Source organism: Novosphingobium sp. (assembly GCF_036820275.1).
In the GTDB taxonomy this organism is placed as follows: Bacteria; Pseudomonadota; Alphaproteobacteria; order Sphingomonadales; family Sphingomonadaceae; genus Novosphingobium.
In genome coordinates this window covers 29,884-44,413 of sequence record NZ_DAISLT010000049.1, presented here as the reverse complement: position 1 = coordinate 44,413, position 14,530 = coordinate 29,884, and the positions used below count along the sequence as shown (strand labels likewise).

Genomic DNA, 14,530 nt, shown 5'->3' with positions numbered 1-14,530 from the left:
CATGAACGTCCGACTGCACATCTGCACGACAGGTGCGGCAGAGTAACCCCTGCGGCCATGACGGCGACATCGGCTGTTCCACGCCGTCCGCCATTTTGGATGTTCAAGAGTTCTCTATAGCTCATCCTGAGCCTTATCGAGGCTCAAAGAGCCTATCTCGCCGCTGCGCCGTAGGTGCTTAGGCTCAGGATTTCTGTGGTTGCCGCCAGTGATGCAAGAGGTTTCTTACCGTGTGGGTTAGTGATCGAGTGCGGTCTTCTGTAAGGCCTTTTGACACGGCATTCAGAAGCCGCTGGCCGGTATAGTGATCCGCGGATCAGATCCAAATCTCATTGGCGAGCTTTAACGCTCTGAGTCCTGACCTGGTTTTTCTGATCCCGATCTGTTCGATCGTTTTGCCCGCTGTCGCTTCTCAACGTGCGCGTGCCTGTTCGTGATCCCATCATCGCTGCTCTCTTGAACGCCGACACAGCGGACATAGAGAACATCATCAAGACGCCTTGCTAGCTGCCTTCGGTTCACCAGGTTACGGACGAACCTGAACGTCCGGCCGTGGATCGAAAACCTACCTCTGTAAGGATCATCCCAACGCTTCGACATGCATGTCATGTCAGTTAGGTCTAATGTTACGCCAAGCTTTTGGCGTCACTCCAAAATGCCGGCGGAACAGGCGCGCGAAATGGCTGGGGTTGGCGTATCCGACCTGTAGCGAGGCTTCCATCACACCGTGACCTTGCTGGAGAAGTTGCAGGCCACCTTCCATGCGCATGCTTTGCAGATCACCGTTCACCGGCTTTCCAAATCTGAGGCGATAGCCCTCCTTCAATCTTCGCGTATTGATCGCGAACGCGCTTGCCAGTTCGGTGATCGACCATGGATGGGCCAGGTCTTGCCGCATGGTGGCACGAATTCGGTCAAGGCGGTCTTCGGTTGGTGTTGGAATCTTGCGAGGCATGGCCCGTGATGGTTCGCGCATGATCTCTCCAACGCAGCCGAAGAGAGCGAGAGCGAGTGCTTCGACATGCAGGTCGGAGGGCCGTTCTGCGAAGGCGAGTTGCAGAAGTGCTTCCGCGCGGTCGAGAATTTCGGGCGGCGCCACGCCGCTGCCCAGCCAGAACCCGGGGCACGAGGCGTGGTGCAAGGGATGTCCCGTGTCCGCGCCCGTAAAAGCCGCGATCGCGCCGGTGCGTTCCAGAAAATCTATCGACAGGCGCAGTTCCACGATACGAAACGGATCCGTCCCCTTTGCCGTTGCGACCCCTGTCACCGTTTCGCGAGCCAAGGAAATGTAGAAGTTTCCGGCACGATAGGGCGTTGCCGGTAGTCTGGTCCCCTGCCTGTCGATCTGCCCTTCACCCTCGCCGGACAGCAGCACGACAACGGCGAGGCATGGCTCTGTCGTCGCTGAGACCGGGGAAGCGCCCCGGGCATCCAGTTCGAATGCGGAAAGATCGAAGCCGGGACGGATACTAAGGCGCATGCCGCGCCCGGCGAGCGCTGCGGTCCCGTCAAAATGGGCTTCGGGCTGCAGGCCGACGGGCTTTGGCAGATCTGGTCCGGCCTGTGCCAGCAAACGTTGGGACAGGGTCAGGCGGGGATCGATGCGGTGGGGCATGAGCCCAATGTGCTCTATTGCGAATGATAGTCAATAAAGTTCCGATCGCGTTGGTTTGCGCACCGATCGCGTGCGCCGCGCCAGAATGCCGCAGCTAGGAGACCGCGCAATCGGCAGGGCATGCGGAGGCCGGAACGGAACCTCGCCTGCATATTGATAGGGGACCACCTTGAACGCACGGCATCACTTGGTTTCATCGACATTTCTGGTTGGAGCCGTCCTGTGGAGCGCGCAGGCGCGAGCACACGATGAAGCGGCCGCTCAGAACAACGGAGATTCGATCGTCGTCACCGCCGGCAAGCGGACACAACCACTCGCCAGTGTCGATGGTCAGGTCGCGATAGCAACGCCTGCCGCATTGGATCCGCGCGGGTTCCAGGGCGTGGAGCAACTGGACCGGCTGTTCGCCGACCTTTCCATCCGAGCCCGCTCCAGTCGCGCCTTCGCGAACGTAACCATTCGCGGGCAGTCGTCGGTGGACTTCTACAATCCTTCGACCCAGCTCTATGTCGACGGGTTGCCGCAGGATCAGGCGCTGTTCTTCCAGCTGATGCCGGTTGGCCTCGACCGTGTGGAAGTGCTGTACGGCCCGCAGGGCACGCTTTACGGTCGAGGCGCCGTGGGCGGTGTCATCAACGTCGTCACACAGGCGCCCGGCAACGAGCCGCATCTGCAGGCCATGGGGACAATGACGGAACTCGGCGAGACGGGCCAGGTCCGCGTAAGCACGCCGATCGTCAAGGATGCGCTGTACGCTGACGCTCTGTTTGCCGCCCGTAGGGAGCAGGGCGAATTGCGCGGCATGACCAGCGGCGACCGGCTAGGCGGCAGCAAGACGGAGACGGGCCGAGTAAGGCTTCGCTACGCGCCGGTCGACGGCAAGGTCGACCTGATGTTGTCGTGGCAGCGCAACATCGTGCGATCCGACGAAGAGTATTTCGTGCTGGAGCCGCTGTTCGCGCAGCGCCGCGCGCTGGAGATACCGTCCCACTACCGGCTGCGGACGAACAGCTATGGCCTGACTGCGGCTTTCGATCTGGGTTCGGCGACGTTGACCACGCTGACCGGCTATCAGGATCGCGATCTCGATCGCACGGTGTTCGGCAGTTATACGCCTGAAACACAGCGGACCTTCAGCCAGGAACTGCGTCTGGCGTCCAAAAGCGGCGGAGCGATCGGCTATGTTGCGGGCCTCTATTTCGAGGATCTGCGCTTCCGCCGCACCGTTCCCGCAAACGCGCTGGGCTCCTATCAGAAGATCCGTACATACGCCGCCTTCGGCGAACTCACCTGGCATGCAACCGACCGGCTCGATTTTACGCCCGGGCTGCGGGTCAGCCGGGAGGAGACGAAGGCCAACACCTATTACGGTGCGATCGGGCTGGATAACGCCACCGGGAAAACCAGCCTGCTGCCCAAGCTGTCCGTCGGCTATCAGGCAAGCGATGTCCTGCGGCTCTACGGGGTCTTCTCCACCGGGTTCAAGGCGGGCGGCTTCACCCGGGCGGTCACACCCGCGACCATTGCCTACAGCTACGCCCCCCAGCACAGCTACAATTACGAACTGGGCGCAAGGGTGCGCAGTCCCGATGGCCGTTACGAGGGGAGCGTTGCCGCCTACTATATCCTGAGCACCGACTTCCAGCTTTCGGTCGGCCCGGCGGATGGCATGTACCTTCAGAATGTCGGAAAGGTGAAGAGCAAGGGCATCAATTTCAACGCGCGCGCCGAACCGCTGGACGGACTGAAGCTGACGGTGGCGGCGGCGCTCAACGACAGCTGGTTCAGCCGTTACGACAATGCGCTGAACCCTGGCGTCGACCTGAGCGGCAATGCCATGCCCTACACGCCTTCGGGCATGCTTAACGCCAATGCCCAGTACGATATCCGCCTGCCGGGCGATGGCGGCACCATCAGCCCGCATGGCGGCATCAGCGTCATCGGCAAGACCTGGTTCGACGAAAGCAACAGCATTGCGCAAGCGCGCTATACGCTGCTCGACGCCGGGCTGCGCTGGCAGACCGGAAAGGGCATCGCCGTCGATCTCTATGGCGATAATCTGACCGACAGGCGTTATGCGGTCTATGCCTTCAATGCCGGCCCCGGGATCGGCAATGCCTATCAGCTTGGCCGGGGGCGTGAACTGGGTGTGCGACTGAGTCTGAGCTACTGACGCCCATGTCTCCGACAGCCCTGCGGCGATGGTCCGATCTGCATCGCTGGTCCTCGCTCGCCTGCACCGCGTTCCTGCTGTTGCTTTGCGCGACGGGGCTGCCGCTGATCTTTCATGACGAGATCGATCAGTGGCTGGAGCCCCGCAGCATGGCGCGGCAGGCCGGGCCGCGGCCACTCGATGAACTCGTTCAGGCCGGGAGCAAGGTCCACCCCGATCGGGTGGTCCAGTTCATCGTGTGGGAACCGGCGACGCCAGACCGGCTGATCCTGTCGATGGGCACAAGCGCCACGGCCTATCCATCCACCAATGTCAATGTCGTGCTCGATAGGGCATCCGCACTCCCTCTTGACGAGACTGCCGGCGGCGGCCTCATGGACTGGGTGCTGAAGCTGCACGGGCAATTGCTGATCGGGCCTGCAGGGCCTCCGGTTCTGGGCCTGGTCGCGCTGGCGTTCCTGCTGTCGGTGGTTTCCGGCGTGGTGCTCTATGCGCCGTTCCTGAGGCGCTTGTCGTTCGGGACGATCCGACAGGAAAAGGGCGAGCGGACCCGGCGGCTCGACCGGCACAACCTGCTGGGAATTGTACTTGCAGGCTGGTTGCTGGTCGTCGGCGGGACGGGCTGGGTGAACGCCTGGGGCGGCTATATCTTCCAGATCTGGCGGTCCACCGCCATGGCACCGGTGGCCGATGGACAGGAAGTGCCACGGCCCGCCATCTCGCCGCAGCATGCGCTGACCCGGGCCATGATCGCGCTGCCGGGCAGCGAGCCGGCCATCATCGCCTATCCGGGATCGTTGATGGCGGATGCCCGGCACTATGCGGTGTATCTGCGCGGACGCAGTGCGATCGACAGCCGCCTGATGAAAGCGGCGCTGGTCGATGCACAGACCGCGGGCTTCACGGCGGCACCGTCCACGCCCTGGTACATCGACATGTTGCTGCTGGCCCAGCCGCTGCACTTTGGCGATTATGGCGGGGTGACGCTCAAGCTGGTGTGGGCCGTGCTCGGCCTGCTGGCGATCGCGGTACTCTGGACCGGGCTGCGTCTGTGGTGGCGGCCGAGGGCGCAGCGGACATGATGCGCACTTTTGGCGTGCCTCTGCTCTGTACCGTCCTGACGATGGGCGGCCTGCTCCTCGCGCTGGCAAGCGACGGACCGATGGAGACGATCGGCGTGGCGGGCGTGGCAGCGCCTCTGCTGCTGCTCGGCTGGAAACTTCGATGAAGAATGGAGACAGGACAATGACAGACGCTGCGACGGCAAACCCGACATCCACCCTAGCAGGAGTGCCGGAGACCTTGCTCATTACACTCGCTGCAAGATTGATGGCGAACCGGCAAAATCCCGACCTACACTTTACGGATACTGCAGCGGAGGAGGTCGGCAATGCGATCGGCTTCGACCCGGCGCGTTTCTCAAGCGACAAGGCCAGCATGCGTGGTTGCGTGGCCCGTGGCCAATGGTTCGACCGCGTCGTCTCACGTTTCCTGGCTGCGCATCCCGATGGGCTTGTCGTCTCGATCGGCTCTGGCCTCGATACGCGCGCCAATCGCGTCAATTTGCCGGAACGCGCGGATTGGGTGGATATCGATTTCCCCGAAGTGATCGCGCTGCGCGAAGCGTATGTGCCTCCCCTGCCAAATGCTATCGCAATCGCGGCCGACGGGACCAACGTTGCGAGTTGGGCAGAACGAACCGGCTGGCGTGACGGACGCCCGGTCATAGTGATCGCGGAGGGCGTATCGATGTATCTTCAGCCCAGCGATGCGGAGGCATGGCTTCGGGGCCTTATCGCACAGGCCGGGATTCGTCGTTCGTCACTGACCCTCGCGCTTGATCTGGCGTCCCCCCTGATGGTGCGTCAGTCGCATCGCCATCCCAGCGTATCGAAGACCGGGGCAAGGTTTGCGTGGGGCTTGAAGCGACCACAGGATCTCGGCAAGCTTGGTGTTGGATTGCGTATCGTTGAGACATTTGACATCGCCCGACAATGCGGCCCCCTCGCATGGCTTGTCGCTAGTGCTTATCGAATGCTGACGCTCGGACGTCCGGTCTACAGCTGCGCTCTGTTTTCGACATGAATGGTACTGCCCTGCCCCCCGAAAGGTCCCTCATTTTGATGTAGAGTCTGCCCACGAAGTGTGATCCGGGACCCTTTTCTGGGCCACCCGGAGATAGCTAGAATTCCTGCCTTCTTCGGAAGACACGCCTGGTCAAGGTATTGTCGTCACCCGTTTTCGCAGCGGCATCGAACAGGCCGTTCGGACCAGCAGGCTGGGGATCACTCTCGGGGGATCTTATACCGAACGCCACCCCCAGACCCATCAGGTCGAGACCGGCTGGAACACCGTGACCGGAGCACAGGGGTGCCGCTGGGCGGCGGCGGCGACGATCTCAACGGCGATGGCCGCAACGACCCCGATCGTCTGGTCCGTATACCGGGCCTCTGCGCCAAAATGTGACCGGAGATAAAACATCATTATCTCCGGTCGTGCATTTTCAGTTCAAAATTCCTTAGAACTGGAAGTTGACCGATGCCGAAAACGTGCGAGGAGCACCGAGATAGGCATAAGTCGTTGCGGTATTGCTGATGCCTGCATCGTCGAAGGCGCCATAGTAGAACTTGTCGAACAGGTTGGTCACGTTGACCTGCACGAAGGTCTTGTCGTTGAGGCCCAGGAAGCCGAGATTAAGGCGCGCATCGAGATTGACGACCGTATAGGCCGGGACCTTGGCGGCCCAGAGCTGGTTGCCCGAACTGTCGACCACGGCACTGTTGATGCTGTTGTAGTAACGCGATCCGGTCTTTTTCACTTCCACGCCCAGCGATGCCGGTCCGGCATGCCCTTCGACGCGGCCGCCGAAGCTGTAGTGCGGGACGCCGCCTTCCATCTTGCCCGCAGTCGCGGCGTAAGTCGAAGCGCCGGTCTGCACGTCGTCGCGGATCTTCGACCAGAGATACGAACCGAACAGGTAGGCGGAGATGTGCTTGTCGGGGCGGAACGACACGCTGCCGTCGATGCCGTAGCGGTCCACGGTGCCGAGGTTGGTATATGTCGAAGTCTGGGTGTCCGGGTTGTAGGCGGACGACAGGCGGTTGGAGAAGATCGTGTACCAGCCTGCCACCGATGCCTGGAATAGTCCCGAGCGATAGCGCAGGCCGACGTCAAAGTTGTCGGTCGTCTCCGGCTTCGGGTCGGCCGAGCCGTCCGAATAGTAGAACGCGTTGGTATAGAGGTTGTCGGTGCCGGGAACCTGGAGGCCCTTCGAATAATTGGCATTCATCGACAGCGCCGGCGTGAAGTCGTAAGTGAAGCCGACGTTCGGCAGGGCCCGGCTATAGCTGAACACCTTGTTCTGCGGAGCGGCGTAAGTCGTCAGCGTGGCCTCGTAGGCCGCCAGGCTCTCGGCATCGGCAAGGCAGTTGACCGATCCGCTGCTGCTGTAGGTCACGCAGTTCTGCGTGAGATTGCGCCGGAAGAACGGTACGCGCAGGCCGCCGACGACGTGCAGCGAGTTATCCACGAAGTCGCCCGAATATTCGCCCGAGACCTGGTGCAGGATCGCGTAGGAGAGGCGGTCGCGCTTCTGGAGGACGTTGCCGTTCACGTCGGTCAGCGCACTGCCCGAATTGAAGTAGTTGGAGGCGAAGCCGTCCGCATCCAGATAGCCGAGTTCGCCGGTCTGGTGATGGCGGCCGCGGTCGTACGTATAGGCCACGCGAACGCGCTGGTTGTCCGAAAGGTCGTAACGCAGCGAGGCGATCACGCCGATGCGATAGGTTTCGGTCTGGCTGGGCGCAGAAAGGCGAACCGAGTCCAGAGTATCGCCGTCGCCATTGAGATCGACGCCGCCGAAATAGGGGGTGCCGCCGATGTAGCCGCTGGCGATCGTGCTGCTGTAACTGCCTTCCTTGGCCACGACAGTGCCGCCGCCGTTGGCGGAGGTGTACTGGAAGTAGGGGTCGACGCTCAAGGTCAGCTTGTCGCTGAGGGTGAAGCGCGAATTGATCCGGATATTCGCGGTCTTCGAGGGGTTGTAGCGATATTCCCAGGCCGAGCCGCAGGAACTGGCTGCATCGGCCACGCCTTCGGTGCCGGCGGGGATGGTGCAGCGCGCGACCGTATAGGCATCGCGCTCGCTGGCATTGGTGGGGATGCCGCTGGTGTTGGTCAGCGCCCAGTCCGACGCCATCGTGTTGTGGTTGACGTTGTAGTGGCCGGAAATCGAAATGAAATCGCCGTTGCTGCCAAGCGGCTGATAGACCTTGGCGTTGAACTGGGTCTTGTCGATCTGGCCGATACCACCGTAGAGCGCGTCGTAGGTGTCCTTGGACGCGGAGAACCAGGCGCGGGTGCCGGACGAATTGAGATCGCCGGTGTTGACCATGCCGAACACGCGCATCTTGCCGTAATCGCCGACAGTGCCAACCATGCGGGCGCCGAATTCATGGCTCGGTTCGATTGAGCGGTAGTTGACGGTCGAACCGGAGGCCGAGGCGGTCGGTGAATCGACGTCGGTGGTCCCGAGATTAACGTTGACCTGTTCGATCAGTTCGGGGTCGAGTTGCTGATTGGTATAGAGCGCATAATTGCCGGTGTCGTTCAGCGGGATACCGTCGAACGTCTGGGAAATACGGCTGTCGTCGAAACCACGGATCATCAGGCTGCCGCCCGAGGAGCCGTAGCCGTCATAGCTCTGGAAATTGACGCCGGGGATCAGGTTGATGATCTCGTCGATCGACTGGCCAGGCGTTTCCCGGCCGATCACGTCCTTGGTCAGGACCTGCTTGGCCTTGGGCGTGTTGGGAATCTCGATACCGGCAATGTCGTTCTGGGTGCGGCCGGTGACAACGATTTCCGACTTCTCGAAATCGAGGGAGCCGGTGGACTGGGCGCGAGCCGGGGCGGAACCGAGCGCGCAGGCAATCGCGAAGCTCGCCGCGGCGGCGACGAGAACGGAACGTTTCTGCATTGGATTTACGACCTCATTGGTGGTCCCCCGAAGGAACCTCATGGCTTCAGCATGCGTCTCCAAACTTCCGGAAGCACAATCGCCCGCCAACGGTCGTCTTCAAGCAGCCAGAGCGTCGCTGCTGTCGGAGTCTTAATCGGCTTTATGTGACAGTGTCGAGACAGAAGGCACCAAGTTTAATTGATAAAAACACCAACAACTCGACAGTGAGGATTCCATGCAACGCCCGAATTCTGGGTATCTCCTATATTTCAACAGAGTTTCATCAATATTAAGCGGTATGCAGAATCTGCAAACCGACTGCTACTTACAAGGAACTTCACTAAAACCCGAATCACGCCGATGCATTGTCGATGAGATTGCCAAACGCCCGGTCCACGGCATTGCGCTTTTTCCGCGCTTCACCACGAACCCTGAAGCTCATGCCGCTTGATCCCCTCATTCCCTTTCGGTTTCAAGAAAGGCCTGGATCGCGGCGGCTGCGCGGGACCACGCCTGCTCGTATTGGAGCACGAGGTGATCGCGGCTGTCGAGTTGGACAAACCTCGAATGGGGAATGCCCGCCGCCAGCGACCGTCCCGACGAAAAAGGAATGACTGCATCCTCGTCCGCATGGAGGACAAGGGTCGGCGTTGCCACCTGAGCCAGCATGTCCCGCACATCGATCGTCCCGAAGGCCTCCTGAAGCCGCACGGCATTTTCGGACGATGCTGAAACCTTCTGGAGTTCGTTGAACCAGTCAGCCGCTTCGGGGGCATGTCGGGAAAGAAAAGTGAGGTGAAAATCTGCCGGAACGCGGGGTTGTTCCGCCCCCAGCCCGTGTGCGTCAGCGTCACCATCGCTTGGCGCGTCGCCATTTCATCCGGCGTGTCGCGCAGCTTCCAGCCCAGTGCATAGCCGCCGTAGAGGACGAGCTTGCGCACGCGGCCAGGTCTTGTCGCCGGATTGGCGGCGGCGCCTTGCGGTCTCAGGAGGCTCCGCCGAGCGTCTCATCCGCACCGATCGCGCTGTAAACGGTCACGCGATTGGTGAGATCAGCCAGAATCGTCGCGATCCGCGTCTGCCGGTACGCATAGAGCGAACGCTGGGCGACAAGGGCGTTGAGCCAGGTATCCGTACCCGCTCGGTACTGTGCATCGGCCAGATCGTAGCTTTTCTGCGCCGCCGCCACCAGCCGGTCTTGCCCGGCGCGCTGTTCGGTAATGGTGCCGCGCCGTGCCAGAGCATCAGCCACGTCCTTGAAGGCCGACTGCACCGTCGCACGATAGGTCGCGAGGTAGTATTCGCGCTGCGCCTTGGCATATTCGAGGTTGCCCTTGTTGGTGCCGCCGAGGATCGGCAGGCTGGCGCTCGCGGTGCCGCTGGCGCTGAGCGCGCCGCCGGTCAACAGGTCCGATAGCGCCGTGCTGGCCAGGCCGATCGCGGAAGTCAGCGAGATGGTCGGGAAGAAGGCCGCGCGGGCGGCGCCGATCTGGGCATAGGCGCCCTTCAGCTGGTGCTCGGCCTCGACAACATCCGGACGGCGCAGCAGGACTTCGGAGGACAGGCCTGCCGGTACTTGCCCGATACGCCCATCCAGTTCGGCAAGGGAAGCGGGCAGCAGGGTATCGTCGACGGGGCCGCCGACCAGCAGTTCCAGCGCGTTGCGGTCCTGCGCCACCAGCGTCGCCTGCGAGGCGACGTCGGACTTGGCCTGTTCGAGGACGGTCTGGGCCGAAGCGAGGTCTCCGGCCGCCGCGAGGCCCGAGTTCAAAAGGCTCCGGGTCAGTTTCACCGAACGCGCCCCACTAGCCTGTGTCTGCTCGGCAAGCGCCAGGAGATCGCGGTCGGAGGCCAGCGTGACATAGGCCGTGGCCACGTTGGCCACCAGCGTCAGGCGGGCGGAGCGGTAGCCGGATTCGGTCGAAAGGTAGGTTTCCAGCGCCTCGCGGCTCTGGTTCTTGAGGCGGCCGAACAAGTCGAGTTCGAAAGCGCTGGCTCCGACATTGGCATCGTAAGTCTGGGTGTCGCCCTGCGAGGACTTGAGGCCGCGCGTTCCTGTCGCGCTCACGTTCCCGGCCAGGGTCGGCAGCTGGTAGGAGCGCTCGACATGGTATTTCGCCCGTGCCGAAGTGACATTGGCGAGGCTGGCCTGGAGGTTCTGGTTGTTCACCAGCGCCCGCTCGATCACGGTCTGGAGGCGCGGATCGGCGAACAGGGTGCGCCAGGGCATGCCCGCCTCGCCGGCTTCGGCCGGGGCATAGGCCGCGCCTTGCGGCCACTGCGCAGGCGTGGCCGCTTCGGGCTGGACGTACTTGGGCGCCATGTTGCAGCCGGCAAGAGCGGTGGCGGCGATAAGCAGCGGGATCAGGGTTCGACGCATCGACATGTTCCTCGATGAGGGTGCCCGGGACCCCGACCTGATGGGGTCCCGGGCTTCACCGGCGCGGGAGGGTGCGACTGTTCCGCGCCGGTGAAAAGGGAGTGGTGGGAAAGGCTCACGCCTCTCCTTCGGATGGGGTGCCCGGAACTTCGGCATGCGTTCCTGCCGGAAGTCCCTGGACTTCGGCATTCGGCGCGGGCCGCAGGTCCCGGGCATTGTCGTCCTTGCCTCCTCGGTGGAAGAGCTTGGCAACAACGACGAAGAACATCGGCACGTAGAAGATCGCCAGTGCCGTCGCGGTGAGCATGCCGCCGAGCACCGCGGTGCCGATGGCGATGCGGCCCTGGGCGCCCGCTCCGGTGGCGATGGCAAGCGGGATAACGCCGGCCATGAAGGCGATCGAAGTCATCATGATCGGCCGCAGGCGGACACGGGCAGCTTCGAGCGCGGCGTGGAGCATGTCCTTGCCGTCACGCCAGGCCATCTCGGCGAACTCGACGATGAGGATCGCGTTCTTGGCGGCAAGGCCGATGGTGGTGAGCAGGCCGACCTGGAAGTAGATGTCGTTTTCCAGTCCGCGCACGGCCACCGCGATTACCGCACCGATCACGCCCAGCGGGATGACGAGCAGCACGGCCAGCGGCACCGACCAGCTTTCGTAGAGCGCGGCAAGGCAGAGGAACACCACCGCGATCGACAGCGCGTAGAGGTAAACCGCCTGCCCGCTCGACTGGTTCTGCTGGTAGGACAGGTCACTCCAGGCGTAGCTGGTGCCGGGTGCGAGCTTCTGCTGAAGTGCGACCATCTCCTGCATCGCGTCACCCGAGCTGTAGCCCGACCCGGCATCGCCCTGAATCGTGTAGGACGAGCGGCCGTTGAAGCGCGAGAGACTGTTCGGGCCGGTTTCCCAACCCATCGTCGTGAAGGCGGAGAAGGGAACCATCTTGCTGGTGCCGTCGCTGTTGGTGCCCGAAGTCGAGCGGACGAACCACTTGTCGAGATCGCTCGGCAGCATGCGCGAGGTCGCCTCACCCTGGACATAGACTTTCTTCACGCGCCCGCGGTCGATGAAGTCGTTGACGTAAGTGCCGCCCCAGGCCGTGCTCAGGGTATCTGTGGCATTGCCGACCGAGAGACCGAGAACGGAAAGCTTGGCATCGTCATAGTGGATGTCGAACTGCGGCGTATCCGGCAGGGTCGAGGCACGGACTTGCGAGAGCTTGGGGTCCTGGTTGGCGGCGGCGATCAGCTTGTCGCGCAGGGCGACGAACTTCTCGCGGTCCATGTTGGTCGAATTGAGCAACTGGAAGGTGAAGCCGTTGGACTGGCCGAGGCCCTGGATCGCAGGCGGCGTCATCACGAAGACCTGCGCGTCGCGGATCTTGCCGAGCTTGGCCATGATGCGGCCGCTGATCGCCGCAGCGGTCTTGGTGGAATCCTTGCGCTCGTCGAACGGTGCCAGACTGGCGAAGCCCATGCCCGCATTCTGGCCCGCACCGTTGAAGCTGAAACCACCGATCGTGAAGCGCAGCGGCACATTGTCGCCCTCCGACTTGAAGGCTTCCTCGATCTGTTCGCGTACCTTGTCGGTCCGTTCGGACGTCGCACCGGCGGGCAGCTGGTAGACCACCATGACCTGGCCCTGATCCTCGGTCGGCAGGAAGCCGGTAGGAAGGCGGGTGAAGACGACGACGAGGACGATGATCACCAGTCCGTAGACGACCAGCCAGACACGGCGACGGGCGATCAGCTTCTCGGTCGTATCGACATAGCGGCCGGTCATGCGGTCGAACCAACGGTTGAAGCCGCCGAACCAGCCGTCGATCCGGTTCTGGACCCGCTGAACCATGCCGCGCAGGCCGGTGGCGGGCGCCCGCTCGTGATCGTCATGCGCGCGCGGCTTCAGCAAGGTGGAGCAGAGCGCGGGCGAGAGGATCAGCGCCGTCAGCACCGAAAGCCCCATGGCCGAGACGATGGTGATCGAGAACTGTCGGTAGATCACGCCGGTAGAACCGCCGAAGAACGCCATCGGCAGCAGCACGGCGGACAGCACGAGCGCGATGCCGACCAGGGCGGAACCGATCTCCTCCATCGAGCGCACGGTAGCGCGATAGGGGCTGAGGCCGTCCTCGTGCATCAGGCGCTCGACGTTCTCGACCACGACGATGGCGTCGTCGACGAGCAGGCCGATGGCCAGAACCATGGCGAAGAGGGTCAGCGTGTTGATCGAATAGCCCAGCATCGCAAGGATGCCGAAAGTGCCCATCAGCACCACCGGCACGGCGATCGCCGGAACCAGCGTCGCGCGCCAGCTCTGGAGGAAGGCGTACATGACCAGGACGACGAGCACGATCGCGATCACCAGCGTCTCGATGACTTCGTGGATCGAGAGCTTGACGAAGTCGCTGGTGTCGCGGGCGTAGGCGATCTTGTAGCCGGCGGGCAGGTCCTGCGCGAGTTCGTCCACGCGGGCCTTCACGGCGGCCACGGTCTTGAGTGCGTCGGCACCGGAAGCCAGTTCGATGCCGATGCCCGAAGCGGGATGGCCATTGAGGCGGGCCGAAGTCGAGTAGCTTTCCTGCCCGAGTTCCACCCGCGCCACGTCCGAGAGGCGGACGACGGAGCCGTCCGTCAGCGTCTTCACCACGATGTCGCGGAACTGCTCGGGCGTCTGGAGGCGCGACTTGGCCTTGACGACGGCGTTCAGCATCTGCCCCTTGGCCAGCGGCTCCGCGCCGAGCTGGCCGGCGGAAAGGTCCACGTTCTGGGCGGTGATCGCGCTGGTCACGTCGGAAGGTATCAACTGCCGCGCCACCAGCTTTGCCGGATCGAGCCAGATGCGCATCGCATATTGCGCGCCGAACACCCGCACGCCGCCCACGCCGTTCACGCGGGCGAGATCGTCCTGGAAGTTCGACACGAGATAGTCGGCTACGTCGCTGTCGGTGGTCTTGTCGGTCTCGTCATAGAGACCGACGACGAGCAACATGTCGGATGCGGACTTGGTGACGGTCAGGCCCTGCTGCTGCACCTGGGTCGGCAGGCGGGAGTTGGCCTGCTGAACCTTGTTCTGGACCTGCACCTGAGCCACGTCCGGGTCGGTGCCCTTGGCGAAAGTGGCCGTGACCGATGCCGAACCGGAACTGTCCGAACTCGACGAGAAGTAGAGCAGGTTGTCGATGCCGGTGAGCTGCTGCTCGATCACCTGGGTGACGGAATTTTCCAGCGTCTGCGCCGAAGCGCCGGGATACGTGGCGCTGACGGTGACGGAGGGCGGCGCGACGTCGGGATATTGCGCAACGGGCAGGCTCATGATGCCGGCGACGCCGGCCATCATGACGATGATGGCGATGACCCAGGCGAAGATCGGCCGGTCGACGAAATAGCGGCTGATGTTCATCG

At 62.8% G+C, this 14,530-nt stretch carries 10 protein-coding genes; 4 read left to right on the top strand and 6 right to left on the bottom strand.

Features of this window, described 5'->3' with window-relative positions:
* Nucleotides 1–610 precede the first annotated feature (610 nt).
* On the bottom strand, nucleotides 611–1,615 hold the full coding sequence (locus tag V7066_RS25275; protein WP_334185727.1) for a helix-turn-helix transcriptional regulator: 1,005 nt from the start codon (nucleotides 1,613–1,615) through the stop codon (nucleotides 611–613).
* A 169-nt stretch (nucleotides 1,616–1,784) separates the two neighbouring features.
* Here V7066_RS25275 and V7066_RS25270 point away from each other — a divergent pair, with 169 nt between their 5' ends.
* Genes V7066_RS25270 through V7066_RS25255 form a run of 4 tightly spaced genes read left to right on the top strand, consistent with a single transcriptional unit; the run spans nucleotide 1,785 to nucleotide 5,873 of the window.
* Complete coding sequence (locus tag V7066_RS25270) at nucleotides 1,785–3,788, top strand: TonB-dependent receptor (protein WP_334185726.1); 2,004 nt, start codon at nucleotides 1,785–1,787, stop codon at nucleotides 3,786–3,788.
* 5 nt (nucleotides 3,789–3,793) lie between these two features.
* A complete protein-coding gene (locus V7066_RS25265; protein ID WP_334185725.1) occupies nucleotides 3,794–4,870 on the top strand; it encodes a PepSY-associated TM helix domain-containing protein in 1,077 nt (358 codons plus the stop codon).
* Entirely contained in the window at nucleotides 4,867–5,016 is a 150-nt protein-coding gene (locus V7066_RS25260; protein WP_334185724.1) for a hypothetical protein, read from the top strand. The genes V7066_RS25265 and V7066_RS25260 overlap by 4 nt, the downstream gene beginning before the upstream one ends.
* A gap of 17 nt (nucleotides 5,017–5,033) precedes the next feature.
* Nucleotides 5,034–5,873 carry a class I SAM-dependent methyltransferase gene (locus V7066_RS25255; protein WP_334185723.1) on the top strand — a complete coding sequence of 280 codons (840 nt, stop codon included), beginning with the start codon at nucleotides 5,034–5,036 and terminating at the stop codon, nucleotides 5,871–5,873.
* A gap of 243 nt (nucleotides 5,874–6,116) precedes the next feature.
* Here V7066_RS25255 and V7066_RS25250 read toward each other — a convergent pair whose 3' ends face one another.
* The 5 genes from V7066_RS25250 to V7066_RS25230 form a co-directional block, all read right to left on the bottom strand.
* The gene (locus V7066_RS25250) at nucleotides 6,117–6,272 is read right to left on the bottom strand and encodes a hypothetical protein (protein ID WP_334185722.1); all 156 of its coding nucleotides are present in this window, start codon (nucleotides 6,270–6,272) and stop codon (nucleotides 6,117–6,119) included.
* Between the two features lie 34 nt (nucleotides 6,273–6,306).
* On the bottom strand, nucleotides 6,307–8,766 hold the full coding sequence (locus V7066_RS25245; protein WP_334185721.1) for a TonB-dependent receptor: 2,460 nt from the start codon (nucleotides 8,764–8,766) through the stop codon (nucleotides 6,307–6,309).
* Between the two features lie 438 nt (nucleotides 8,767–9,204).
* The gene (locus tag V7066_RS25240; RefSeq protein ID WP_334185720.1) at nucleotides 9,205–9,417 is read right to left on the bottom strand and encodes an alpha/beta fold hydrolase; all 213 of its coding nucleotides are present in this window, start codon (nucleotides 9,415–9,417) and stop codon (nucleotides 9,205–9,207) included.
* Between the two features lie 316 nt (nucleotides 9,418–9,733).
* On the bottom strand, nucleotides 9,734–11,128 hold the full coding sequence (locus V7066_RS25235) for an efflux transporter outer membrane subunit (protein ID WP_334185719.1): 1,395 nt from the start codon (nucleotides 11,126–11,128) through the stop codon (nucleotides 9,734–9,736).
* A gap of 115 nt (nucleotides 11,129–11,243) precedes the next feature.
* Nucleotides 11,244–14,528 (bottom strand): efflux RND transporter permease subunit, encoded by a 3,285-nt coding sequence (locus V7066_RS25230; RefSeq protein ID WP_334185718.1) that lies wholly within the window; start codon nucleotides 14,526–14,528, stop codon nucleotides 11,244–11,246.
* Between the last annotated feature and the right edge of the window lie 2 nt (nucleotides 14,529–14,530).

Bases quoted from the DNA above. Each gene is read 5' to 3' on its own strand.
- V7066_RS25255 (WP_334185723.1), top strand. From the start codon at position 5,034: ATGACAGACGCTGCGACGGCAAACCCGACATCCACCCTAGCAGGAGTG.
- V7066_RS25260 (WP_334185724.1), top strand. From the start codon at position 4,867: ATGATGCGCACTTTTGGCGTGCCTCTGCTCTGTACCGTCCTGACGATG.
- V7066_RS25250 (WP_334185722.1), bottom strand. From the start codon at position 6,272: ATGATGTTTTATCTCCGGTCACATTTTGGCGCAGAGGCCCGGTATACG.
- V7066_RS25275 (WP_334185727.1), bottom strand. From the start codon at position 1,615: ATGCCCCACCGCATCGATCCCCGCCTGACCCTGTCCCAACGTTTGCTG.
- V7066_RS25245 (WP_334185721.1), bottom strand. From the start codon at position 8,766: ATGCAGAAACGTTCCGTTCTCGTCGCCGCCGCGGCGAGCTTCGCGATT.
- V7066_RS25235 (WP_334185719.1), bottom strand. From the start codon at position 11,128: ATGCGTCGAACCCTGATCCCGCTGCTTATCGCCGCCACCGCTCTTGCC.
- V7066_RS25265 (WP_334185725.1), top strand. From the start codon at position 3,794: ATGTCTCCGACAGCCCTGCGGCGATGGTCCGATCTGCATCGCTGGTCC.
- V7066_RS25230 (WP_334185718.1), bottom strand. From the start codon at position 14,528: ATGAACATCAGCCGCTATTTCGTCGACCGGCCGATCTTCGCCTGGGTC.
- V7066_RS25240 (WP_334185720.1), bottom strand. From the start codon at position 9,417: ATGCTGGCTCAGGTGGCAACGCCGACCCTTGTCCTCCATGCGGACGAG.